24 protein-coding genes are annotated in these 23,455 nt (G+C 43.8%); 21 read left to right on the forward strand and 3 right to left on the reverse strand.

The features are described 5' to 3' along the window. The first annotated feature begins 96 nt into the window (after nucleotides 1-96). The 13 genes from CKQ84_RS18000 (at nucleotide 97) to CKQ84_RS18055 (ending at nucleotide 11,563) form a co-directional block, all read left to right on the forward strand. Nucleotides 97-519 (forward strand): hypothetical protein, encoded by a 423-nt coding sequence (locus CKQ84_RS18000; protein ID WP_028760216.1) that lies wholly within the window; start codon nucleotides 97-99, stop codon nucleotides 517-519. Between the two features lie 100 nt (nucleotides 520-619). Further along, on the forward strand, nucleotides 620-1,060 hold the full coding sequence (locus tag CKQ84_RS18005; RefSeq protein WP_028760215.1) for a hypothetical protein: 441 nt from the start codon (nucleotides 620-622) through the stop codon (nucleotides 1,058-1,060). Between the two features lie 46 nt (nucleotides 1,061-1,106). Further along, nucleotides 1,107-1,619 (forward strand): hypothetical protein, encoded by a 513-nt coding sequence (locus tag CKQ84_RS18010; protein ID WP_028760214.1) that lies wholly within the window; start codon nucleotides 1,107-1,109, stop codon nucleotides 1,617-1,619. A 663-nt stretch (nucleotides 1,620-2,282) separates the two neighbouring features. Then, a complete protein-coding gene (locus CKQ84_RS18015) occupies nucleotides 2,283-3,071 on the forward strand; it encodes a type IV toxin-antitoxin system AbiEi family antitoxin (RefSeq protein ID WP_028760213.1) in 789 nt (262 codons plus the stop codon). Then, nucleotides 3,064-3,999, forward strand: coding sequence for a nucleotidyl transferase AbiEii/AbiGii toxin family protein (locus CKQ84_RS18020; RefSeq protein WP_028760212.1), 936 nt, complete (start codon nucleotides 3,064-3,066; stop codon nucleotides 3,997-3,999). The genes CKQ84_RS18015 and CKQ84_RS18020 overlap by 8 nt, the downstream gene beginning before the upstream one ends. 450 nt (nucleotides 4,000-4,449) lie before the next feature. Next, the gene (locus CKQ84_RS18025; RefSeq protein WP_105252264.1) at nucleotides 4,450-4,890 is read left to right on the forward strand and encodes a low molecular weight protein-tyrosine-phosphatase; all 441 of its coding nucleotides are present in this window, start codon (nucleotides 4,450-4,452) and stop codon (nucleotides 4,888-4,890) included. Between the two features lie 69 nt (nucleotides 4,891-4,959). Further along, the gene (locus CKQ84_RS18030) at nucleotides 4,960-5,256 is read left to right on the forward strand and encodes a hypothetical protein (protein WP_028760210.1); all 297 of its coding nucleotides are present in this window, start codon (nucleotides 4,960-4,962) and stop codon (nucleotides 5,254-5,256) included. Nucleotides 5,257-5,555: 299 nt separating this feature from the next. Then, complete coding sequence (locus CKQ84_RS18035; protein ID WP_028760209.1) at nucleotides 5,556-6,023, forward strand: GNAT family N-acetyltransferase; 468 nt, start codon at nucleotides 5,556-5,558, stop codon at nucleotides 6,021-6,023. Between the two features lie 991 nt (nucleotides 6,024-7,014). Next, nucleotides 7,015-8,331, forward strand: coding sequence for a hypothetical protein (locus CKQ84_RS18040; protein WP_105252265.1), 1,317 nt, complete (start codon nucleotides 7,015-7,017; stop codon nucleotides 8,329-8,331). Nucleotides 8,332-8,350: 19 nt separating this feature from the next. Further along, entirely contained in the window at nucleotides 8,351-8,881 is a 531-nt protein-coding gene (locus tag CKQ84_RS18045; RefSeq protein WP_105252266.1) for a hypothetical protein, read from the forward strand. After that, a complete protein-coding gene (locus CKQ84_RS18050) occupies nucleotides 8,878-10,206 on the forward strand; it encodes a GMC family oxidoreductase N-terminal domain-containing protein (RefSeq protein WP_254053121.1) in 1,329 nt (442 codons plus the stop codon). The genes CKQ84_RS18045 and CKQ84_RS18050 overlap by 4 nt, the downstream gene beginning before the upstream one ends. An 86-nt stretch (nucleotides 10,207-10,292) precedes the next feature. Beyond that, nucleotides 10,293-10,865, forward strand: coding sequence for a GMC oxidoreductase (locus CKQ84_RS24055; RefSeq protein WP_254053122.1), 573 nt, complete (start codon nucleotides 10,293-10,295; stop codon nucleotides 10,863-10,865). Between the two features lie 320 nt (nucleotides 10,866-11,185). Beyond that, nucleotides 11,186-11,563: an SH3 domain-containing protein gene (locus CKQ84_RS18055; RefSeq protein ID WP_105253107.1), complete on the forward strand. Its 378-nt coding sequence runs from the start codon at nucleotides 11,186-11,188 to the stop codon at nucleotides 11,561-11,563. A 301-nt stretch (nucleotides 11,564-11,864) separates the two neighbouring features. On the opposite strand, the gene ylqF is transcribed toward CKQ84_RS18055, so the two are convergent. Together ylqF and CKQ84_RS18065 are read right to left on the reverse strand one after the other, a co-directional pair. After that, nucleotides 11,865-12,806 (reverse strand): ribosome biogenesis GTPase YlqF, encoded by a 942-nt coding sequence (gene ylqF, locus CKQ84_RS18060; protein WP_011919190.1) that lies wholly within the window; start codon nucleotides 12,804-12,806, stop codon nucleotides 11,865-11,867. Nucleotides 12,807-12,956: 150 nt separating this feature from the next. Next, a complete protein-coding gene (locus tag CKQ84_RS18065) occupies nucleotides 12,957-13,796 on the reverse strand; it encodes an isopenicillin N synthase family oxygenase (protein WP_105252267.1) in 840 nt (279 codons plus the stop codon). Nucleotides 13,797-14,155: 359 nt separating this feature from the next. Here CKQ84_RS18065 and CKQ84_RS18070 point away from each other — a divergent pair, with 359 nt between their 5' ends. After that, the gene (locus CKQ84_RS18070; RefSeq protein ID WP_105252268.1) at nucleotides 14,156-15,061 is read left to right on the forward strand and encodes a bifunctional methionine sulfoxide reductase B/A protein; all 906 of its coding nucleotides are present in this window, start codon (nucleotides 14,156-14,158) and stop codon (nucleotides 15,059-15,061) included. A gap of 154 nt (nucleotides 15,062-15,215) precedes the next feature. On the opposite strand, the gene hemB is transcribed toward CKQ84_RS18070, so the two are convergent. Further along, nucleotides 15,216-16,199, reverse strand: coding sequence for a porphobilinogen synthase (hemB, locus tag CKQ84_RS18075; protein WP_105252269.1), 984 nt, complete (start codon nucleotides 16,197-16,199; stop codon nucleotides 15,216-15,218). Nucleotides 16,200-16,550: 351 nt separating this feature from the next. Here hemB and tsaB point away from each other — a divergent pair, with 351 nt between their 5' ends. The 7 genes from tsaB (at nucleotide 16,551) to rnd (ending at nucleotide 23,372) form a co-directional block, all read left to right on the forward strand. Next, entirely contained in the window at nucleotides 16,551-17,264 is a 714-nt protein-coding gene (tsaB, locus tag CKQ84_RS18080) for a tRNA (adenosine(37)-N6)-threonylcarbamoyltransferase complex dimerization subunit type 1 TsaB (RefSeq protein WP_105252270.1), read from the forward strand. 106 nt (nucleotides 17,265-17,370) lie between these two features. Continuing rightward, on the forward strand, nucleotides 17,371-17,685 hold the full coding sequence (locus tag CKQ84_RS18085; RefSeq protein WP_105252271.1) for a hypothetical protein: 315 nt from the start codon (nucleotides 17,371-17,373) through the stop codon (nucleotides 17,683-17,685). Continuing rightward, complete coding sequence (locus CKQ84_RS18090) at nucleotides 17,678-18,406, forward strand: M50 family metallopeptidase (RefSeq protein WP_028760198.1); 729 nt, start codon at nucleotides 17,678-17,680, stop codon at nucleotides 18,404-18,406. Before CKQ84_RS18085 ends, CKQ84_RS18090 begins: the two co-directional genes overlap by 8 nt. Nucleotides 18,407-18,616: 210 nt before the next feature. After that, the gene (locus tag CKQ84_RS18095) at nucleotides 18,617-19,429 is read left to right on the forward strand and encodes a class I SAM-dependent methyltransferase (protein WP_105252272.1); all 813 of its coding nucleotides are present in this window, start codon (nucleotides 18,617-18,619) and stop codon (nucleotides 19,427-19,429) included. Nucleotides 19,430-19,450: 21 nt separating this feature from the next. Then, a complete protein-coding gene (locus CKQ84_RS18100) occupies nucleotides 19,451-20,314 on the forward strand; it encodes an alpha/beta fold hydrolase (RefSeq protein WP_105252273.1) in 864 nt (287 codons plus the stop codon). A gap of 204 nt (nucleotides 20,315-20,518) precedes the next feature. Continuing rightward, nucleotides 20,519-22,192 (forward strand): long-chain-fatty-acid--CoA ligase FadD, encoded by a 1,674-nt coding sequence (fadD, locus tag CKQ84_RS18105; RefSeq protein ID WP_105252274.1) that lies wholly within the window; start codon nucleotides 20,519-20,521, stop codon nucleotides 22,190-22,192. Nucleotides 22,193-22,262: 70 nt separating this feature from the next. After that, nucleotides 22,263-23,372, forward strand: coding sequence for a ribonuclease D (gene rnd / locus CKQ84_RS18110; protein ID WP_028760194.1), 1,110 nt, complete (start codon nucleotides 22,263-22,265; stop codon nucleotides 23,370-23,372). Nucleotides 23,373-23,455: the final 83 nt, after the last annotated feature.

Raw genomic sequence — 23,455 nt, forward strand, 5'->3', positions numbered from 1 at the left:
AACAAACTGCTGTTGTCGCCCCGTCGGGGCTGGGACGGCCTTTCCGCCGCTGCGCGGCTACAAGTCCGCCCCAAAGCCGGGCGTTAGGTGCCTCCCTTGAAGTTTAAACCACCACACTATGAGTTTGTTCTCGATATAGCTTTAGAAATGACCAATACAGATAATAATCAGTCATATTGGGCTTCTTACAATCAACTCAGAGATGTGTGTGAAAAACATGAAGGTACTATTTTAGATCATGCTTTTCAGTGGGAAACACTGGCAGATTTTACTTCGGACAAATCTGAAGCGATTAATCTCTATTTAAAAGCATTGGCTTTAGCAAAAAATAGCGAAGAACAAGACTATATTGCTTCTATATCGTTTGGGCTTGCTGAGTTGTATTTAGATTTAGGTCAAAATGAAAAAGTTAGAATTTATATTGATACTGCCAACGATGCATCTGAACAAACTTCGGATTTATCCTTGAGGACTGAAATTGTTGATTTTTTACTCAGTCTTAATCAAAATGCCACCTAACAAGCCAATGTTGCTGGGACTTTTACTCGCTGGTGCTTCGTACCAAAACACTCACAAACGCCGCAAATTGGGGCGTTAGCAGCCTAAAAGGATTTGAGCTTTGAATCAGATTGGAAAAAAACTCTGGAATTTAGGGGCCGCAATATTTTGGGGTGGGGTTGTAATTACAACAATTCTATATTCCTTCATGTACTTGATGAGTACAGCATGTTCTACAGATGAATACGAAGAACTTTATTCTCCTAATGGGGAGTTGCGAGCGGTAGTTATAATGACTGGCTGTGGTGGTTTTTCTAGTCCCCAAACTCAGATATATGTAGAACGAATAAAAAATAAATCTTTATCTCCATTCTCGTTAAAAAAAACTGATGCTTTGATTCGCTTAGATGGAAAACCTGACGATGTAAGTTATCAAATTGAATGGGAAACTAATGAAAAATTTGTTATTTCAAATTTTGATTTCTCCAAGATGATGGCATTTAAAAATCAATCTTGGGGTACTGAATTACCAAGAATTTATTTTGCAGTAAACGGCAGCTAACAAGCTGTTAAACAATAATAAAATACAGTTGTTTTTTGGGAGTTTTATGCTTAGACGGATTATTTATATATCAATAATACTCGCGATAGGTGTCCTCATAGGCTGGTTAGCGAATGCTTATGTTAATGGCGCGGATATTAGAAAAGCATATACATCAAGCACAATCTCAGGAATAGTGAATGACTTCGAAATTATTGGTTCGCTTGATGAGCAAGGCTTGTTCACTGATAAGATAAAAGAGCAATACAATAAAAAGTTTAATTCGACTGTATTCTATCTTATGTTTCTTAAACCCAATTACACGGAACTTACGGCGAACCCAACTCAAACACTGTGCAGATTAGTAGAATATCAATCAAAATACGGAATTGAGCTTAATTCCGAAACGGATAAAGTAGTAAGTGACTATTTAATTCAAATTGAACCAGTAATCCGTAAAGAAATGGCTAGTATTCAAAGCTTTGCAGGTGGCAGTGGTTGTAATATCGGTGGAACACCTGCTACAAGTAAAGTCTGTCGTTATGACGACCCCGCTCGCTGTAGAAAAAATGAGACATAACAAGTTTATTAAGTTCGCCTAACGAGTTGGGTTGGGACGAGTATACAGCACGCGCCCCTTACAAAAGCGTTAATCATAGATTTTTTATCCGAAACTGACGAGTTAGAGTTAAGGCTTTAACTCGGAAATGTCAAAAAATGAGCTAGTGAATCACTCTGCACCAGCCTGATTCACGCGAGTCCCTAAAACCCGCCCTAGAGCCCAGTTTGCGGCTATTCTGTGGCGTTTTTGCCCTAGAATGAATCAAACTCAAGATAACTGATTAAGACCCATATATGGGCCTGTTATTCCCATTCCGACTAGTTATATCGAGCGTTGATTAGTTTGTAGATAAAAGAGGTTGTAATAATAGAATAGCTAATCCGAATTTTACTAAACAGACTATTCATGTCCTCCGTTAAAACCTGCCACTAGTTCCCTGTTTTGAGTTGTTCAATCTTTAGATAACCGATCTAATCTCATGCAAAAATCGATATTGCATTTTTTATGCTCGATGGTGACTGATTGTATTTAACCGCGGAACAACGGCGGCGCCCCCTCTCATTCAGTTAGTTTATAATTCACGGTAAAAGTGCACTTTAGGTCCTAATATGTTGCAATTTATAAACTCTGCTTCTATATTTGGTTTAATTTACTCTATATTTTGGTACTTATGGTGCAACTATGTCATCAAAAATAAACTGGCTTATTAATCATACGAGTCCTGGTGCGGTAGTGCTTCAGTCGTGGTTAACACAAAATGAGATCAGCTCATCTTTGGTGAGAAAATATGTGCAGAGTGGTTGGTTGTACAAGATAAGTGCGGGGGTTTACGTTCGTCCTGAGCCAACAGGCAAGTTACAGCCTCATTGGGTTGAAGCGCTCAAGGCTGTGAATGAGCAGCTAAAGCTTCCTGTTCACCTTGCGGGAGTCAGTAGCCTAACACATCAAGGGCTTAGTCATTATCTTCAACTAAGCAGCGAGCAAGTTTGGGTTGGCTGTCAAAGTAAGCAGGCGTTGCCAAAGTGGTTCCGCGAATTGGAGGAGCAAAACTGGCTTTTCTATACCAGTAGCAAGCTGACCCAAACGTTGGAAAAAGACTTTATTACTATAGGGGTGAACAATAGGGAAGTTAAGGCAAGTTGTGCGGAGCTTGCAGCCTATGAGGTCGTCAATGCCATTGGCAAACATATCAGTTTTGAGCATGCCGCGGAGCTGTTTCAAGGGTTAGTGAATCTCAGTCCACGTAAAATACAGTCAATACTGAATCGAAGTGAAGCCGTACAAGCTAATCGCGTATTTCTCTTTTTAGGCCACTACTATCAACACCAGTGGAGCAAAAGGCTAGATGAGCAGCAAATCACGCTTGGTGCGGGAAAGCGTCAGGTGGTGGCTCATGGCCGTTACGATGGACGCTATCAAATAACAGTGCCAGCATCGTTTATTAAGACAGAAGAAAATCGATATGAATAAGTCATCGATATACTACCAGCAAGTGACGTTGCTTATTCGGATGCTGCCGCTCGTCGCCCAAGAGAAGGTATTTGCCCTAAAGGGCGGTACGGCTATCAACCTATTTGTGCGCAACTTCCCACGCTTATCGGTCGATATCGATTTGGCTTATCTTCCTTTGGAGCCAAGGGAACAAGCGCTACAAAGTGTGAAGGAAGCGCTTGGTCGTTTGACTGCGCAGATCAATCTACAACCGAACCTTAGTGCAGTATTTCAAGACAATAAATATGATGAGCTCAGGGTTGTCGTGACAAGTGATAGAGTCACAATAAAAATTGAAGTCTCTCCTGTTGCGAGAGGTACGCTACACAAAGCGGTATTAATGCCAGTCGTTGAGTTAGTTGAAGAAGAATTTGGGTATGCAGAGATCCCCGTTGTAAGCCTGCCTGATCTATACGGTGGTAAGTTATGTGCAGCGATGGATAGACAGCACCCAAGGGATCTTTTCGATGTGAAAATGCTGCTGGCGGAAGAGGGGATCAGTCGAGAGATTTTGGTCGGCTTTCTCACTTATACACTTAGCCATCCAAGGCCTATTAATGAAGTGATGTCTCCACGCTGGAAACCGCTTGATGAAAGCTTTCAAACTGAATTCAATGGAATGACGACAAAGCCGATTAAACTCGATGAGCTGATTTTAACTCGCTCAGAAATGCTGATAGCGTTGCAGCATCACTTTACTGCAAAAGACAGAGACTTTTTATTATCCTTTAAACAGGGGCAGCCTGATTGGTCATTGTTTGATGAACCGAGCGTCGCGGCACTACCTGCGGTGAGATGGAAGCTATTGAATATCCAAAACCTAGCGAAAAACAAATCCAAGCATCAAGAACAACTAATTAAACTGGCTGATGTATTGGAAACGTGGGTTGCAGGTCGGATACTGTAATGTGCAGTGTATTGCCGATTTTATCTGATAGTTCGCTGTTTGTGGGCGTTACTTTGGTTCGACTGATTATTGGACCGTCTCTATTCAGCTGCAGGATACTTCCAAAAAGTGATTTTCTTGAAAATAAAAAATAATTTCAAATAGTACTACATAAATTGCCACAGGGTATTAAACACTACCGTGATGGCTGGAGCATCTGCGCCATTGCCAGTGTCACTCTCGGCGATAACATAGCAGGGTGCAAGGAACAGCATAGACTTGCTACTTATTGAAGTAGAGGTCCAGTTTTGCATCTAGAAGGTGCGTTATTCACACTTTCTCTCTCCAAAACCCAAAATAAGTAATTGATTAAAATAGCATTTAAATTTGTTCAATGTTCTCTACAAAAATACCTCAAATAGCAATTAATCAATTGATTTTATTGCAATTTATCTTGTTTATTGTGTTTATATGGGTAATATTTGTCGCTCACCGACGGCAGAGGCGGTTTGTCGTTTTAAGATTGCTGAGCGCAGGCTTAATATTGAGGTGGATTCGGCGGGTACTATTGGTTATCACCAAGGGGATAAGCCCGATAGCCGCGCTATTGAGGCTGGTAAAAAGCGGGGTTTTAGTTTCGAGGGCATGCGGGCGCGGCAGGTGGTGAATGCTGATTTTGAGTATTTTGATTTAATTCTAGCTGCGGATAATGCCAATTTGGCGGATCTGCTTAGCCGTTGTCCGGTTGAGTATCAACACAAGTTACAGTTAATGTTGTCCTATGCTGATACGCAAATAACGGAAGTACCAGATCCTTACTATGGCGGCGCACAGGGTTTTGAACTAGTGCTCGATCTCCTCGAGCAGAGTATGGAAGCTTTATTAGATCAATTGACCGAAAAGTTCCGTTGAGATGCGTATTTCCATTTACGGTTTGGGTTTTATGATAAGTTCGGGTAAATCCCCTTATGCGAGATGACGATGAAAGTAATGGATTCTGAAAACCGAGTATGGTTCCTTTTGGAGCATGAAGGTCGCTTGTACTTGAATGCAAATTGCAACATGAGTGCATTTGGCTATAGCTATATGATCCAGCTCAATGGTCAGGAACTGCAAAATTATGAAGGTGGTGGCCGCGAGTATCTAAATAATCTTGCTCACGATATTCATTATTCTGTTCCAATCGCAAAAGACACAACGTCAATTTACAAAGGTCGTGAAGTTTCAAAACAGCTAGCTGGTTTAGCAACAGAAGCGATTAAAGCGTGGCGTGCTTAAAATCGGTTAACTCTAAAATGCCCCAAAGCTTGTTTCAAAGTTTAAAATGCAAGTAGGGCGAATAAAGTTGTGGGCTATAAAAAAGCTAATGTGATGAGATTACTTTCAACCTAGAAGTCATGCCAGTCCGAACTTTCAATAAAGCCACAGCAAAGTAAACATCATCATAAAGTCATTAATAGATATCAGTATAGTTTGACTACAAACATCAATGGTTGTGGGCTGCTTGCCTTACAAGGTTAAGTTGGTAAGATGTTGTTCATAAAGAAAATCAAATCGTTGTACATCTAAGGACATATATGGAAATTTCATTACTTGCCGATAATCCCTCTGCGATAGACACGGTAGCTAGTTGGTATTTCAACGAATGGTGCCAAGACAATGGTAGCTATACCAAGGAGGAAGTCGTTGAAAAAGTCTCTGCATCAATAAATCGAGATACCGCGCCTATTCTGATCATTGGAAAAGTAAATGGTGTTCTTGCTGGTTCAGCAGAGCTAAAAATTCGAGAAATGGACATATACCCAGAATTTGAATTTTGGCTTGGTGGTGTTTACGTCACTCAGCAGGCTAGGGGACAGGGTGTCGCCTCAAAACTTGTGAAAGAGATAATATCGCTAGCACATAAAATAGGTGTGAAAAAATTATATCTTCAAACAGAAGATTTAACTGGAGGTTTGTACTTACATCATGGGTTTAAGCCTATAGAACAAGTGAATTATAAAGGTATAAATGTATTGGTTATGGGCACAAACATCGGTGAATAACAAGTTTGTGAAGGTACACTGCGGCTCAATTGTGGGAAGCAAGTGGAACGATATGATCATATTTCACAGGGCTACCTAAGTAGGTCAAAGCATCCCCAAATGGCATCATTTTTAATCTTAGAGTTTTCGTCAGTACAAGAAAATAGATTTCCTGTTTCAACAGTAAGAACAAGTTGTGTTCTGTTTCAGTCAAAGTGTTTATAAAGTCATTAGCAGGGCCATATAATCAGATGCTGAGTGACTCTTTACAGAATCTAATGATGAAAATGAGTCGAAATCTTCCAAACTTTGACAGTTATTGTTGAATCAATGGCTACCAAATAAGAATAGGCCGCGCGTAGTTGCGACCGATTTTACGATCGCTTAGTCAGTGTTGGAGCACTGCCCACGCTTGGCCCTCGCAGACTTCAGATCAATGTTGAACTCTTGATATCACATTATGCTTTTACTGCTGTTATCGTCGTGCGGCGAGCTTTTTTACAAATAAAATAAACCTTCTGCCTCACGCTTGACAATAAGTGAAACGTAAACAATCTTTTAACATGGAATATTTTCAGAAGGTTACTTTTATTTCTGCAGAATAGAATTGTTTTCACTACGGGAACACAGGAGTGTTTAACCCTTCCACTGAGATTACTAGGTTCATTTGAGGTGATCCTCAATGAATAATCTAGACTCAAGGTATCGTGATAAAACGCAATCATGAAAAGGAATTTCAATGAAAGACGTTAATATTTATCCGTATCAATCAATCTGTTCAGACCGGCTCAGTAAGCCAGAGACTGCGATCAAAACAGCAAACTTCAATTTTAATATCGAAACCCATTTATTTGGATTTGGTTGAGGTCAAGTCTTGTACGCTATTTGTATCGTGCCATCACGCCTGCAGTGGCGGGTGTTGTGAAAGCCCTGATTTTAAGTCGTTAAAGAAAGTGGAGTTGTAAACGTTTTAAGCATTGAATAAGTCCCAATAACAAGGAGAGTTAATTTCATGTCTATCAAATCTTTTAGCTATAGTACGCTTTTTTTGTGTATGAGTGCTGCTGTACATGCAGAAGCACCAGTAGAGACAAAAGCAGCTATAACGCTACCCACGTTAAGCCCTGTTATGCCGCTGGAAATCACAGCAAAATCCCCGGTCTCACTCGAAAGCCTGCAACATGATTTTGATGATTTTTCTTGGCAATCGTTTATTGCACTTAACTGGCCAGCAAATGCCGATGGCACACCCAATACTATGTCTACCATTGGGCAAAAAACTAACCAGCCAGTCGTGTGGCTGCATTGGAAGGAAAGCCGGGAGATTTTTTTACCCGATGGCGTAAAACCACCTGGGTGGGATCAGTCCAATAATGTGCCGGATGTTTGCAAAAGTATTGATCCCAAGTCCATTCCTCAAGTGACTATTTATTTAACGCAAGTAGGGAAGACCCCGAATGTGTTGGATGAAAGTGGTGAGCCTTTTACAACGGGTCCATTGATTGATCAAAACGGGCTTTATACCCGTTATGAAATATTAACCAATGAAACCATGTTCAATTTTATTTTGGACAATAACCTTTACAGTAAAAAAGGACAGAAACAGTTTAATGCCGATGTCGATTTTACTGCGAGCGACAGTAAAACCGGGCAGGTAGGTTCTATCATGCTTAAGGCCTCATGGATAAAAATGGGCGGCAAGTTTGATGCGACGAATTACTATACGACTTATGCGCTAGTTTATAACAATCCCGAAGAGCAACACGGGGTCAAGCCCGCGTGTGCGCTTGAACAAGTCGGTCTAGTGGGGTTTCACATTGCTCACAAAACCACGGGTGAACCACAATGGATTTGGTCTACCTTTGAGCATGTCGCTAACGCGCCAACGCAAGGTGAGTCAGCATCATTGTCGGCATATAATTTTTACGATGCTAAATGTACTGACTGCAAAGTGAATGAACCACCAGCACGCCCGTGGGATCCGGCAAACCCGCACACTAAACCAACTCAAGTGGAACGCGTCATTCCTATCACTGCCGACGCTAAAGCCTTAAATGCCAGTTATCACGCAGCACTCGACGCTGTAGTGCCGGGATCGGTATGGAAGAACTACGAATTGATCAGTACGCAATGGCCTACCGATGCCAAAAATCCCACCGATCCAACGGGCGTGCCTGCTCCCTCATTTTTAGCGAACACCACGCTCGAAACTTATATCCAAGGTTCGGTAAAGCAAACATCAAGCAGCTGTATGGCTTGTCACAATAATGCGGCAACCACTAACGGTAATTTTGCTGATTTCACTTACTTGCTGCAACGCGCGCAATAATTTACGAAAGGAACTCATCATGACTGATATTACAGGCGCGACTGCCGATACTATGAATCATTTTATTGGTTTGAGCGCGGTATTCACCGGCTTTGCTACCAGTATTATTGCCCCGACATTGGATCCCGTGGATATTAAATCTGAATACTTAGCCGTGTTTACGCAAAAAATAACCGAAGAATCGAAGGACCTAACTTTAGTTACAACTATTCTGCAAAAATTTGCGGCGTTAAAAGCGCAGCAATTATCAGATCAACAAATTGGCACGCAAATGCTGGCACCAGACAACGGGGCTAATTTTGTGTTGGCCTGTCGTAAATTGATTTTTATGTGGTACTCAGGTGCATGGCCAACCATTATTCCCGCGACGGATACAGAGCAGGAAACCACGGTTAGCGATATGATTTCGGCAAAAAGCTATACCACAGGTTTAGTCTGGCAAGTTATGCAGGCTCATCCGATGGGGGATTCAAATTATCGCTATGGCTATTGGGCGAAACCACCCGCTGTACTGTCGGCATATACGGGTCATCAAGGAGGTGCAGTATGAGCACTCAAACCAATTACGATGTCATTATTGTGGGATCAGGTATTGCCGGCTCTATCATGGCTTATCAATTGGGGATGGCGGGGAAAAAAGTATTAATCCTCGAAGCAGGGCAGGAAGTGCCGGTTGACCGCAGTGGTTACATGGAAACCTTTTTTAAAGCCAATGCCAAAACACCTGAATCACCTTATCCTCCTACTACGCAAAATCCAGCTGCATCGACGGCGGATAATCCACTCGGATTGCCTGATCCTGCGAAGGAAAATGTGCCGCGTTATACCGTGTTGCAAGTTGGCGCATGGCGTAATCCAAAGCAATGTTATTTCGATTACACGCCGCAACCAGAGCATTTGAAACCTGACAGCCCTGAAGCAAAGTTTGCTTTTGCGAGTTCCTATGAGCGTATTGGCGGCGGCACAACTTGGCATTGGCTAGGAACCAGTTTGCATCTATTGCCCAATGATTTTGAGTTGCAAACCCAGTATAAGCAGGGCGTGGATTGGCCCGGTGGAAAACAATTTTACCAAGCGCTGGTTCCTTATTATGAACAGGCGACCAATGAGATTGGCGTCGCCGGTGACAAAGAGGCGATGGATCAGCTTTATCGCGGATTGCATGTTTCACCGGATGGTGTTTATGGGCCGAATTACGATTACCCAATGCCTGGCATTGTTTCATCTTTAGTCGATCAACAATATGAACAAGCGGTGAGCGATATGGTGTATGACAATATTCAATTGTCAGTCACGCCAACCCCTCAGGGGCGCAATTCATTACCGGGTGAACGCCGTCAATGTGCGGGTAATACAAATTGTATTCCTATTTGCCCAATCCAAGCCAAATATGATGCCACTGTGACGCTCGGGCGAGCATTGCAAACCGGCAATGTTGATGTGTTTTATCGTCATGTTGCGACAAATGTTCAAGTGGATGAAAACACAAAAGATGTTGTTGGTATTGATTATGTGACCTATCAAACTCACGGGGGGATAGCGACGGGCGGCGGTACAGTTACGGGTAAAAAATATGTGATTGCAGCTCACGCGATTGAGACGCCTAAATTATTGCTCATGTCTAAGCGTAATAAAGCCTGTCCGAACGGCGTCGCCAACCATAGCGATCAAGTGGGGCGTAATTTGATGGATCACATTATGTATTTGGCCTGGGGTCTGGCGAAAGATCCTGTCTATGGTTTTCGGGGCCTTTATCTACTGCGGGTATCGAAAGTTTACGCGATGGCGCCTTTCGTAAAGACCGTGCCGCCTATCGTATTGAAATCGGCAATGAAGGTTGGCAGTGGGCAGCAAATGATCCATTCACGACCTTAGCTGATTTTGTATTTGGACAAAATAATTCGCAATTAAATGGGGATTCTGTCAATCAGCAGGGGACTCCATTACGGTTTGATCCCGCCATGTCTGCGAATAGCGCCTTATTTGGTGCCTCACTGGTGAATACCTTGAATGGTATTTACACACGGCAAATTCGTATGGGCTATTTAATTGAACAATTACCTGATCCGGACAACCGTGTCGAGTTGTCGGAGACGCTGAAAGATAACTTAGGTTTGCCTCGCCCCAAATTAACCTATCGTGTACGCGAGGATTATGTGCGCAATGCGTTCGTATCGGCTAAAGATATTTCGACAAAACTCTTTGACGCCCTTGATGCGCGGGAATATACCAAGGCTCCGCCTGCGCCGGTATTTTATGGTGATAAGAGTCAAGTAACGTCGAATAATTTTGAATATCAGGGCCATAATTTTACGTTTTACGGTGCTGGACACATTGTGGGGACGTATCGAATGGGGGACTGCAGAGATACGTCGGTGGTGAATCCTCGTCAGCAATCTTGGGATCATAGCAATCTGTTTTTAGTCGGTAGCGGAGTGTTTCCAACGGTTGCAACGGGTAATCCAACCCTCACTTTGGCAGCGTTGGCATTCCAGGCAGCAGATCATGTTTTGGAAGACCTTAAAATAAGTTAAAAAGTTGTCATTATTCATTAGCTTGCTGTTAATTCCCATTGAAAACCGCGTGCAAATTGGCGCGGTTTTTGGCTAACTGAATATACCTTCATATTACGCTAACTGGCATTTTCCTACTCATAATACAGTTTATTGTCATCGTATTTAAAATCAAAATATTACAGTTTTTTATGTTGATAATTGGTTTGAAAACTGTGCATGCGTGTGTTGTCTGATAGAAAACTGATAAGTTTCACTCAAACTGAGCGTTAATTGGGCGTGCTTTAATAAGCGAATAAAGTTAATTTTTACTAATATTTATCAAAATGTTAACTGAATACATGATTACTAAGAAATATATCGTTGTCAATCCACATGAAAGTGAGTTTCCTAACCCCATTACGTTCAAAAAAGGTGATCCTCTTGTCGTTGGAGACAAATATGCAGGTCCTGAAGGCTGGGATCTCTGGTTCCTTTGCACTACGCCAGGGCAAGATGCTGGTTGGGTTCCTGGTCAAGTGATTCAGCGCCTAAAAAATGCCAACGGGCTGGCGCTTGAGGACTATACGGCAAGAGAACTTAATGTGCATGAAGGGGAACAACTCATTGGCACACGAATGTTGAATGGCTGGGTATGGTGTATAAAAGCTGTCAGTGAAGAATCAGGGTGGGTACCATTAGAAAACTTGAAAGAAGTGGTAGATCTATCCCGCGACTAAAGCACCTTTGCCGTGCAGTCAAACCCAAGATGGCTCCTTGGTGTATTGTGCTAAGAGGATGATGACTGGCTGATATTGAGAGCTTATATCAGGCACGCAGAAGTCATTGGCGTAAAAGTGTTTTTTAGCGCAAGCTTTCCGTTTTTGATAATAAAAAGCCAGTATATTCAATATACTGGCTTTAATTTTAAACTTGATGAATGAGCGTCATAAGCTGGAATATAAAAGTCATCAGCGTCTTGTCTTTAACGTCTTTAACAAACTCTGCGCCTTATATTCCAAATGCAGAGTGGCGGGCTGACTAGTCGTTATGGCGTTTGCCTGAACGTTTAAGTCTCTCTGCTGCCAATTTGGCTTCTTTCTCGGCTTCTTTTTCGGCCATGATACGGGCGACTTCAATCTTTTCAAGCTCTGCCATCGCAGGCGTTTCTAGCGAGAGTAAGCCTATTTTCCCCGAGCGATATTCATGCAGTAATAACTCTGATGCCTTGTGCATATCGATGCGACCACCGGGACGCAGCGCACCACGTTTACGGCCGATTTCCTCGAGAAGTGCGACATCATCTTTTGGTAATTCACTTAAGTTATAGCGCTCACAAATCTCTTTTGGATAAGCGGTTAAGAAATACTTAGCGGCGAACAGGGCCACATCTTCATATTCCATCGCCGTATCTTTAATGGCGCCAGTGACGGCAAGGCGATAGCTGCTCGCTTCGTTATCCACTTTAGGCCACAAAATACCCGGGGTGTCCGACAGCACGATACCGTTACGTAAATTGATCCGTTGCTGGGTTTTGGTTACCGCAGGTTCGTTACCGGTTTTGGCGATAACACGGCCAGCTAAGGTATTGATGATGGTAGATTTCCCAACGTTGGGTATTCCCATGATCATAGTGCGAATGTCTTTTTCGGTTTTATCGCGACTTGGCACTAGCTTACGGCAGAGATCAGGGATTTTTTTCACCATTGCTGCTTGCAGTGTCGTGATCGCCGTGGCTTTGACGCCTTGCTCACGCTCTAAGTATTCAATCCATTGTGCGGTGATCTCTGGATCGGCCAGATCAGATTTATTGAGCAGTTTGATACAAGGTTTGTCGCCTCGAAGCTGAGCCACCATGGGGTTTTCGCTACTGTAGGGAATACGCGCGTCCAGCACTTCAATAACAAGATCGACCTGAGGCATTGCCTCTTCAATCTCCTTGCGTGCCTTGTGCATATGCCCCGGATACCACTGAATTGCCATGATAACGCCTTGTCCTAAATAACTTAAAGAACGGCTATTCTACCTTGAAGGTGGCGAATGTCATAAAAAAAGCGCCCTAAGGCGCTTTAATCGCTTAATCCTTGACTGTCTCTTGCGATTGTTACTTGGATTAATAGGCTGAATTAAGGCTTAGATTACCCCTAGTTCGCGCAATCTTTCCATCAGATAACTGTCGGCGGTATAACGATCCGATAGCACTACAGCAGGGTTTGGATGTAAAAATAACGGTAAAGAGATCCGTGACTTGGTTTTATCCGTACCTTCAGGATTGATGACGCGGTGTGATGTCGATGGGAAATAGCCGCCAGAGGCTTCCTGTAACATGTCACCGATATTGATAATAATGTTGCCAAAATCGCTTGGAACATCTAACCAAGTGCCATCTTTGGCTTTCACTTGCAATCCAGGCTCATTGGCAGCAGGTAACACTGTGATAAGGTTGATATCTTCATGTGCTGCGGCGCGAATGGCGCCCATTTCTTCACTGCCCGTCATCGGTGGGTAATGCAGAATACGCAGTAAGGTTTTTTGGCTATTGGCGATCATTTCTGGCAATGGTATCGAAAACTTGGCTTTTACGTCTTCTGGTGAGTAGGTTTCGATCCACTCTAATAGTTCTGCAGCCAGTGCGTTGGCTTTATCGTAATAGGCGAGAATATTGGTACGCAGTGAATCGGGGATACGGCCCCAAGGGTACACGTGGTAGTACTCTTTAATGTCTTTGACTGTGTTGCCTTTGGCGGTTTCAGAAATCGACGCTGGGAAGAAACCGTCGTGGGTTTCTTTTTTAAACATATAGTCGTTTTTGGCTTCTGAATTAAAAAAGGCTTGCCACTCGGTGTAGATGTCTTCAACTAAGCGCTTATCAATCGGATGATTAGATAAAACACCAAAGCCAGTTTCCCGAAGTGATTCAACGAATTGCTGGGCACTGTTTTCAGCGCGGTAATCAATGGTTTCTAATTTCATTTTGGTTTCTACTTGTTATATTTAGTTGTAATTTGACCCGCTGCAAGTGTAGCCGTGCGCTGATGTGGGTGCAAATACTCAGCGACTGTGATCTGGATCAACTGCCGTCTTTTCCGTCATTTATGCAGTCGCTTATATAAGCACTTATATTAGTACTTACTTGAGTGGTAAGATTTTAGTCACCAAATCCGTTAGTATGGGCATTAGATTTGTTGTGATTGGATTGATGTCAGCCGCATTTTGAAGCCGAGTGCAAGAAATCTTGCTTGGAGTGGGTCTTATGTTGGCTTCCTTATAAATCAGCTTCTTAATCAAAGAATATCGAAATACACAACGACGTGAGTCGAAAGGGCATTAATATGAATAAACTGACCGATTTTGAACGCTATGTTATCGAAGAGAAAGGCTCTGAACGCCCCTTTAGTGGTGAGTATTATGAGCACGATGCTAAGGGTTTGTATTTATGCAAAAAATGCCATGCCCCCTTGTATCGCTCTGAGCATAAATTTAATGCCCATTGTGGCTGGCCTGCCTTCGATGATGAAATTGCCGGCGCTGTAACCCGCCATGTTGACGCCGATGGCCGCAGAACTGAAATTGTTTGTAGCCAGTGCGGCGGTCACTTGGGGCATGTCTTTGAAGGTGAAATGTTAACACCTAACAATATCCGTCACTGTGTTAACTCAGTTTCTATGGTTTTCAAAGGGATGGATGATGCTGTTGAACCAGCACCGAATCACTTTGCGACTTTTGGTGCAGGGTGTTTTTGGTGTGTCGAAGCGATTTTTAAAAGCCTAAAGGGCGTGGTGAATGTCACTTCAGGTTATGTCGGCGGCGAAGCCCATGATGCCGATTATAAATCTGTTTGCTCGGGCCAAACCGGCCATGCAGAGGTTGTGCATATCGAGTTCAACCCAGAGGAAATTGATTTTACGACGCTATTACAGGTCTTTTTTGAGAGCCATGATCCGACCACGCTTAATCGTCAAGGTAATGATAAGGGGCCACAATATCGTTCCGTGGTGTTTACCCATAATGCTGAGCAGATAGAGCAAACTACCGCTATGCTTGCTCAGTTAGCAGCAGCCAAGGTTTTTGATGCGCCGATAGTGACCCAAGTTTCAGCGTTTGATACTTTTTATCCCGCTGAAAATTATCACAACGACTACTTCGCTTTACACGGTGAGCAGCCCTATTGTCAGATGGTCGTGCGTCCTAAAGTGGAAAAAGTGAAAGCCTTGTTTGCAAGATTGCAGAAGGCTTAAGCGATTTAGCACAGGGTGTTAAATACAAAAACGCCACCGATAAAGGTGGCGTTTTTATGGGGTTTCTAAAGTGCAAAACCTAGTTGTTCTCTTAACAAGCCGCTTAGCTATCGATTTAACGATTAGCGTAACTTTTGATTCGCTACCGACGCAACTATCGGCTTTCAGTTAACCATTGGGCGTATTGTTTGGTGTAATAGCTGACAATCAAATCTGCACCCGCCCGCTTTAAACCGATAAACGTTTCAGTCACCACAGCACGCTCATCCAACGCGCCCGCAAGGGCGGCAAATTTAATGCCCGCATATTCACCGCCGACTTGATAGGCGGCGAGTGGCAAGTGGGTTTCTTGTCTTAAACGGCTGAGCACATCTAAGTAGGGTGTGCCGGGTTTAACCATCAGGATATCGGCGCCTTCGGCTTCATCTAATGAGGCTTCTAACAGGGCTTGACGACCATTAGCATAATCCAGTTGATATCCCTTGCGATTTCCGCTGAGTTCACAATCAACCGCTGCTCTAAAAGGACCGTAAAAAGAAGAAGCGAATTTTGCAGAGTGGGCCAGAATCGCCACATGTTCAAAACCTGCGGCATCGAGCCCTTGGCGAATGGCTTTCACTTGACCGTCCATCATTGCCGATGGTGCTAACATATCAGCGCCCGCTTTGGCGGCTGTTATCGATTGCTTAACTAAATTTTCGACGGTGAGGTCGTTGCAGACTTCATTATTGTGAACTACGCCGCAATGGCCGTGATTTGTGTATTCACAAAAACAAATGTCGGGGATCACCATCATCTCAGGCACGGTAGCTTTAATGGTGCGCACCATACGGGCGAGTAAACCATTGTCGTCCCATGTATCGCTGCCCTTATCATCCTTAGTGTGGGAAATCCCAAAGGGCATCACATAGCGGATCCCGAGGGCGTAAAGCTCGCGCACTTCATTTGCCAGTGCGCTCTCAGGTAAGCGGCTGATGCCTGGTAGCGTGGAGATGGGCACGGCATGGGTGATATGCTCTTCAATGAACAGGGGATGGATAAGATCGCTCAGCGAAATATGGGTTTCGCGCAGCAGATCGCGCATTGCTTCTGAATTACGTAAGCGTCTTAAGCGACGCAATGGAGGCGTGTTTAACATGAAATGTCCTTATCTAAGGCGGGTTAAAGCAATCGTACAATACTAAGGGAATGGCAAGGGATAAATTCGCCCCTTACTTTTCTGCTCTGACAATCAAAGTTGAAAAAGTTTCCCCAAGCGAGCTATATTCATTAATGAGTTTATTGATCATTGACTTAGATCACATAAATTCATCTCGTCCAGATTTGCGACTGAATATCATGTGAGCGCTATTTTAGCTGAGTTGCTTGCTTAGCCCTTTGTTTTCGGGCATTTGATGTTATTATTTGCGCCAGTTTTCTCATGGCATATTCGCGCAATACAGATTATGTAAATTTGATGCGAAATCTTGCCCGCTAATCCGGTTTTGAAATGACAATAACACACGAACACTCTGCTTGTATTCTTGCCTTAGACACTTGTACCGAATCCTGCTCAGCTGCGCTGCAATACCAAGGTCAGATGTATGCTGAACTTGCCGATGCGCCGCGTGAACACAGTCAACGTCTGCTGCCTATGGTCGATTCAGTGCTCAAGCAAGCGGGCATTCGCTTAGATAAAGTGACTGCGATTGCTTACGGACGAGGCCCTGGCAGTTTTACGGGGATCCGTATTTGCACGAGCATGACGCAAGGTCTGGCACTGGGGTTAGATTTGCCTGTGATTGGTATTTCAACCTTAGCGGCAATGGCACAAATGGCGATTAGCCAGCATCAAGCCGAGCAAGTTTTGTGCGCCATTGATGCGCGCATGGGGGAAGTGTATTGGGGCCAGTTTGTGGCCGTTGACGGTATTGCAACGCTTGTCGGTAAAGAAGTGGTCAGTGCGCCTGCGGACGTACAACTTCAGCTCGATACTCAAGCGCCAATTGTGGGCTGCGGCACAGGTTTTGATGCTTATCCCGATTTGCTGGCACTCGGCAAGGGGATTTTAGCTCTCGAGGCCGTGAAATATCCCGATGCAAAGGCTATGCTGATATTGGCTGAAGCAGGCATAAAAGCTGGACTGACAACCTCGGTCGATGAGCTTGAACCTGTGTACTTACGTGATACAGTCACATGGAAAAAGTTACCCGGCCGTGAATAAGCTGTTCTTTGCCTGAGTATCTGCGATAGAATCTCAGGCGATTGATGCTAAGCATTCTTTACGATGAATGGCTTAACGATGGATAGTGCAAACTTAAGGCTTCTTAATGCAAGTTAATGTGAATCAAATGAGTTTGACGAATGCTGTAGCGAGTAATAGACCCGCTATCGCTCAGGGGCTGACTGCGCCTGAATCGTCACGCCCAGTGATTGAGCAAAATGCCGTCGAAGCCCTTAGTTTAGAAACTCAGCCTAAAAGTAAAAACGCAGCGGGAAATTTACAGTCAAGGCTTGGTGCGCACCTCGAGTATGAGCAAGATACTCGCGGTCATCAGGGAGCGATTGCTCAATATTTACAAACCCAACATGCCGCCAAACGCGATGAAATTCAGCAAATGGTGGGTGTGGATTTGTATGCTTGAGCATCAAAAAACGTCTTCTCGTTCAACCTCGCGATTTTCCTCTTCTAAACTGACAGGCTTAGCCACAAGTGGTGTGCCAAGCCGTGGTTTGTTTATTATCGAGCTAGTTTTAGCTTTATTGATAACTCGAATTCCCTATTTGAGCGTGCCGTTTAAATGGCTTGAAAGCTATTTTCATGAACTGTCCCATGGTATTGCAACGATTTTAAGCTCGGGCGTGGTGAGCCATATTCAGTTGTTTCCGAACGGCGCAGGATTTTGTTTTAGCCAAGGCGGCTCGCCGATGTTTATTGGCTTTGCAGGGTATTTTGGTGCGGCCTGTTGGGGATATTTAATTTATTTATTAGCGACTTGGCCAAAGGGGATCCGCGTGAGTTTTGCCTTGCTAGGTGCCTTAGTCGTGCTAAGCGGCTTGCTTTGGGGCAGGGATATTCTCACGTTAGCGATTTTAGCTGTGCTGACTATTATTTTGTTGTTACCGCTTAAACTCAGTCAAAACAAAATGTTGACTCAGTTTTTGCGTATTATTGGCTTGATGATCATGCTTAATGCGCTTGCGAGTCCGACAGTGTTGCTCGGGCTTGATGGTCAAGGTGATGCAGTGATGTTGGCCGAGCGTTCTTGGATCCCCGCGTGGATTTGGGTGGGATTATGGTTATTAACCAGTGCCTGCGCTTTGTATTTTGCGTGGCGCCGTGTCGATAACGCTGCGAGTCGTTAGTTCTCAAGCTTGTTTAAGGCCTCAGTCGTCTAGTGTTTTCCCCATCGTTTTTCTGCTTTGAACTTTGTTGATTTAGGTAAAGGTGATTTTGCTCATCACTTTGAGCTATAACCACTTATGTCGCTTAAAGCTTAGTTTTCCGACTTCTATTCCTTGGATTTTTGGCCATTGGCTGCTAGGTTAAGCCTTCGGTATCCATGGAGAATTACAATGAAAAAAGTCACCTTAGTTGCCAGTCTGCTGCTTGCTGGTTTATGTTCGAGTGTTACCTATGCCGATGAAAGCTTAGATAAAGTCTTAAAAAGCGATTTTCGTCAGGCTAAAAATGCCAGTCGTGACGTTTATCGTCATCCCGCTGAAACCTTAACTTTTTTTGGCATTACCCCAAAACAGACTGTGATTGAACTCTGGCCGGGTAATGGCTGGTACAGTGAAATATTAGGGCCTTATCTTGCTAAAGAGGGCCGATATATCGCAGCCAGTTTCGAAACAGCTCCTGCAACAGATACTCCCGGAAATCGTTATCGCGCGAACGCGGGAACTAAGTATGCTGCGTGGATGACGGCCAATAAAGACGTCATGGGCAATGCTAAGATTGTTACCTTCGATCCTCCACATAAGATGGATTTAGGTGCTGACGGTAGTGCTGATCTGGTATTAACCTTCCGAAATCTACATAACTGGGCATCGACAGATCAGTTGGAAAACGTGTTTGCCGCGTCTTATAAAGTGTTGAAGGACGGCGGTATCTTTGGCGTGGTAGAGCATAGAGCCAACGAAGGAATGAACTTCAGCACTGGCTATATGGATCAAGCGGCTATGGTTGCTTTAGCCAAAAAAGCAGGTTTTACCTTAGTTGAAAGTGCAGAAATCAATGCGAACCCCAAAGATACGAAAGATTACGCCAAAGGTGTTTGGACGCTACCGCCCTCTTTTGCCTTGGGTGATACCGATAAAGAAAAATACCAAGCGATCGGTGAAAGTGACCGTATGACACTTAAATTTGTCAAAAAATCATCTTAATTACCTGACATCAGAGGCATTATGTGGCAATCTTTCGCCCCCAAAAATCAAATCGAATTTGTATTACCTCATATTACGATCGCGGGCCGATTATGGGGGACGAAGGATAAACCTTTATTGCTTGCCTTACATGGTTGGTTAGATAACGCCAACAGTTTTGAACCTTTAACAGTGCATTTACTCGATTATCAAGTGCTCGCCATTGATTGGCCGGGACACGGCTTTTCTGCACATAGGCCGGGACACTATCCACTGCATTGGATTGATTATTTGTATGATTTAGACGCGTTGTTAACGGCATTACCGCAAAAGCCAGCCGCAATGATTGGGCATTCGCTCGGCGGTATTATTGCCTCAGCTTATACGGCGACGTTTCCCGAAAAGGTTAACAAGCTGGTATTGATTGAAGCGTTAAGCCCCTTGTCTGAGTTGCCAACGCAAGCTAAGGCGCGATTGAAAAAAAGCTTCTATCAGCATGAGAAGTATTTAACTCAGAAGCATGGGCAGGCAAAGATTTACGACAGTATAGATACTGCGGTGCGGGCGAGGGCACATTTAACAGGACTTGCCGAACCTTGGTGTCGTTTGTTGCTCGATCGTAATATGCAGCCCGAAGGTGATGGCATAGGTTGGCGTAGTGATCCTCGATTAAGATTAGATTCACCCCAACGATTAACCTTCGCCCAAGTTGATGCCTTGATGCAGGACATCAATGTTGAAACCTTATTAATTTGTGGCAAACAGGGATTTAGCCAGTTGCAGAGCGCGATACCTAAGGCCAGAACGTGGTTCAAGCATTTGTCTGAGCACATAATTGAGGGCGATCATCATGTGCATATGGACAATGCCGAAGGCGTTGCACGTTTGATCCGCAAATTCGTTTAATAGGTTGCTTATATGGGTATAAAAAAGACGCTAGGTTTTTTGTTTTTTTTATGTGATGATGATCAAAATTAAAACGCTCGTATGATTTATGACGAGTAAATCAATAACTATAAAATGTAAGCCGGTATTTTAACTCGGTATTTATCGAGTCTTGACGCTTGTATGGATATTGTTTCCGCAGTTGTGGGGATTTAGGAGAGAGTAGTGGATCAGCCTTGGATTAATCATTTGCCAGAAGATGTGCCTGCTGAAATTAATGTGGAACAATACTCATCGCTTGTCGACATGTTCGAGACAGCGGTGGCTAAGTATGAAGATCAACCTGCATTTATCAACATGGGTGCCACGCTAACCTATCGTAAATTGGAAGAACGCAGCCGAGCATTCGCTGCGTATTTACAAAATGAATTAAAGCTTGAAAAGGGCGACCGTGTCGCCTTGATGATGCCAAACCTGTTGCAGTATCCCATTGCACTGTTTGGTGTTTTGCGTGCAGGTATGGTGGTTGTTAACGTTAACCCACTTTATACACCGCGCGAACTTAAACATCAGTTGATTGACTCTGGCGCCAAAGCCATTGTGGTGGTGTCAAACTTCGCCCGCACTTTAGAAGAAGTTGTCGAACAAACTCCCGTTGAAAGCGTGATTATCACCAGTTTAGGTGATCAATTAAGTGCACCAAAACGTACCTTAGTGAACTTTGTGGTGAAGTACATCAAGAAGTTAGTGCCAAAATACGATTTACCCCATGCCTTATCAATGCGCGATACCTTATCAACGGGTCGTCGCATGCAATACATCAAACCTGAAGTCACTAATGATGATTTAGCGTTTTTACAATACACAGGTGGCACCACTGGGGTCTCTAAAGGCGCTATGTTGACCCATGGCAATATTGTCGCAAACGTATTGCAGGCCGATGGTGCATATTCTCCCGCTTTAAACGATGGCAGTGAGTTTGTCGTAACGGCCTTGCCTCTGTATCACATCTTCGCCTTGACCGTGAATTGCCTGCTGTTTTTGCACAAAGGTAGTCAGAATTTACTCATCACCAATCCTCGCGATATCCCAGGATTTGTGGCTGAGTTGAAAAAGTATCCTTTCACCGCATTAACTGGGGTAAATACCTTATTTAACGCTTTAGTGAACAGTGATGATTTTTCCCAGTTGGATTTCTCACGCTTAAAACTCTCTATCGGTGGCGGCATGGCGGTACAAAAAGCCGTGGCGGATAAATGGCAAACCATTACTAAAACCCGTTTACTTGAAGGTTATGGTCTGACGGAAGCCTCACCCTTATTAACCTGTTGTCCATATAACTTAGACGGTTATAACGGTTCAATTGGTTTTCCTGCACCTTCGACACTGATCCAAATTCGTAATGATGACGGCAAGGTATTAGCCCAAGGCGAAACCGGTGAACTGTTCGGTAAAGGTCCTCAGGTGATGAAAGGCTATTGGCAACGCCCTGAAGAAACCGCCAAAGTGATCGACACTGACGGTTGGTTAGCTACGGGCGATATTGGTTATATGGATGAGAAAGGTTTCTTCTATATTGTCGACCGTAAGAAGGATATGATCTTAGTCTCAGGTTTTAACGTATTCCCTAACGAAGTAGAGGAAGTGGTCGCACTTCATCCAAAAGTGATTGAAGTGGCTGCTGTTGGTGTGCCAAACGACGCCAGTGGCGAGTTAGTGAAGGTATTTGTGGTGGCAAAAGATAAATCTTTAACCGCTGAAGACATCATTAAGCACTGCCGTATTCATTTAACGGGATATAAAGTGCCGAAGCTGGTAGAATTTAGGGACGAGTTACCTAAAACCAACGTGGGTAAAATCTTGCGACGAGAGCTTAGAGACGAAGCTAAGCGCGCGTAAGATTGAAGCCGGCATTTGCCGGCTTTTGTTTTTATGGACTGTGATTGACCCACAGGATCTGGAGAAGAATTTGTCAGCGTTTCAATATGTGAGTGATGAAGCAAGCCTTAATGCCCTCGTTGCCCAATATAAACAGAGTAAGATACTCGTGTTAGATACCGAGTTTGTTCGTACTCGTACTTATTATGCCAAGTTAGGTTTGATCCAAGCCTATGATGGTAAAACCTTAGCTTTGATTGATCCGGTGGCTTTACCTGATTTAGCCCAGTTTTGGGCGCTGTTATCGGACCCGAATATCGTTAAGCTAGTGCATTCCTGCAGTGAAGACTTAGAAGTTTTTGCCCACTATGGCAAATGTCAGCCTACGCCTTTGTTTGATAGCCAAATTGCCGCCTCTTTGTGTGGTATGGGTCATGGGGTGGGTTATGCCAAGTTAGTTGAAACTTGCCTTGGTGAAGTGATCGATAAAGGTGAGTCGCGTACAGATTGGATCCGTCGTCCTTTAACGGAAGCCCAGTTAAGCTACGCCGCCAATGACGTCCTGTATTTGTATCAGCTCTATCCTCAACTAGAAGCGAAACTCAGCGCCCAAGGGCGTTTAGCTTGGTTATACGAGGAAGGGGAAAGGATGACTCAGGGCAGGCTTGCCGATCCTGATCTCGATACAGCCTATTTGAAAGTGAAAAATGCTTTTCAACTCACTGAAATTCAATTGGCTTACCTTAAAGTGCTCGCCAAATGGCGCCTTGAAAAAGCCTTAGTCCGTGATTTAGCCTTAGGTTTTGTGATCAAAGATCATGGTCTTATTGCATTAGCGAAGAAGCAACCTAAAACTTCGGCTGATTTGTTTAAGCTCAATGACTTGACCGAACAGGAAAAACGCATTCACGGCAAAGATTTATTACGTGTGCTACAAACTGCGGATTTGGTGAATTTACCCGAGTTAGTGGATGTATTGGCGTTAAAATCAGGCTACAAATCGGCTTTTAAAGCGATTAAAAGCTGTTTGGTCGAATTATGCGAAAAGCATGATGTGCCGCAGGAAATGCTCGGTTCTAAACGTCATATCCATGAGTTTTTGCAATGGCGTTGGGATAAGCAACAAGGGGATTTACCGGCAGTGTTATGCGGTTGGCGAGGGGAATTGGCAACTGAGGCTTTAGCAAAGCTTGAGGTCTAGTGCTTAATATTCCGTACTTGAAGCTATCGCTGAAAAACATCCACATCAAAATGTCATCTTCAATTGAAGATGACATTTTTTGT

The organism is Shewanella sp. WE21, assembly GCF_002966515.1.
Lineage (GTDB): Bacteria > Pseudomonadota > Gammaproteobacteria > Enterobacterales > Shewanellaceae > Shewanella > Shewanella oncorhynchi.

Excerpts from the sequence above, each read along its gene's own strand:
- CKQ84_RS18010 (WP_028760214.1), top strand. The coding sequence starts at position 1,107 with ATGCTTAGACGGATTATTTATATATCAATAATACTCGCGATAGGTGTC.
- CKQ84_RS18015 (WP_028760213.1), top strand. The coding sequence starts at position 2,283 with ATGTCATCAAAAATAAACTGGCTTATTAATCATACGAGTCCTGGTGCG.
- CKQ84_RS18020 (WP_028760212.1), top strand. The coding sequence starts at position 3,064 with ATGAATAAGTCATCGATATACTACCAGCAAGTGACGTTGCTTATTCGG.
- CKQ84_RS18025 (WP_105252264.1), top strand. The coding sequence starts at position 4,450 with ATGGGTAATATTTGTCGCTCACCGACGGCAGAGGCGGTTTGTCGTTTT.
- CKQ84_RS18030 (WP_028760210.1), top strand. The coding sequence starts at position 4,960 with ATGAAAGTAATGGATTCTGAAAACCGAGTATGGTTCCTTTTGGAGCAT.
- CKQ84_RS18035 (WP_028760209.1), top strand. The coding sequence starts at position 5,556 with ATGGAAATTTCATTACTTGCCGATAATCCCTCTGCGATAGACACGGTA.
- CKQ84_RS18040 (WP_105252265.1), top strand. The coding sequence starts at position 7,015 with ATGTCTATCAAATCTTTTAGCTATAGTACGCTTTTTTTGTGTATGAGT.
- CKQ84_RS18045 (WP_105252266.1), top strand. The coding sequence starts at position 8,351 with ATGACTGATATTACAGGCGCGACTGCCGATACTATGAATCATTTTATT.
- CKQ84_RS18050 (WP_254053121.1), top strand. The coding sequence starts at position 8,878 with ATGAGCACTCAAACCAATTACGATGTCATTATTGTGGGATCAGGTATT.
- CKQ84_RS24055 (WP_254053122.1), top strand. The coding sequence starts at position 10,293 with ATGTCTGCGAATAGCGCCTTATTTGGTGCCTCACTGGTGAATACCTTG.
- CKQ84_RS18055 (WP_105253107.1), top strand. The coding sequence starts at position 11,186 with ATGATTACTAAGAAATATATCGTTGTCAATCCACATGAAAGTGAGTTT.
- ylqF (WP_011919190.1), bottom strand. The coding sequence starts at position 12,806 with ATGGCAATTCAGTGGTATCCGGGGCATATGCACAAGGCACGCAAGGAG.
- CKQ84_RS18065 (WP_105252267.1), bottom strand. The coding sequence starts at position 13,796 with ATGAAATTAGAAACCATTGATTACCGCGCTGAAAACAGTGCCCAGCAA.
- CKQ84_RS18070 (WP_105252268.1), top strand. The coding sequence starts at position 14,156 with ATGAATAAACTGACCGATTTTGAACGCTATGTTATCGAAGAGAAAGGC.
- hemB (WP_105252269.1), bottom strand. The coding sequence starts at position 16,199 with ATGTTAAACACGCCTCCATTGCGTCGCTTAAGACGCTTACGTAATTCA.
- tsaB (WP_105252270.1), top strand. The coding sequence starts at position 16,551 with ATGACAATAACACACGAACACTCTGCTTGTATTCTTGCCTTAGACACT.
- CKQ84_RS18085 (WP_105252271.1), top strand. The coding sequence starts at position 17,371 with ATGCAAGTTAATGTGAATCAAATGAGTTTGACGAATGCTGTAGCGAGT.
- CKQ84_RS18090 (WP_028760198.1), top strand. The coding sequence starts at position 17,678 with ATGCTTGAGCATCAAAAAACGTCTTCTCGTTCAACCTCGCGATTTTCC.
- CKQ84_RS18095 (WP_105252272.1), top strand. The coding sequence starts at position 18,617 with ATGAAAAAAGTCACCTTAGTTGCCAGTCTGCTGCTTGCTGGTTTATGT.
- CKQ84_RS18100 (WP_105252273.1), top strand. The coding sequence starts at position 19,451 with ATGTGGCAATCTTTCGCCCCCAAAAATCAAATCGAATTTGTATTACCT.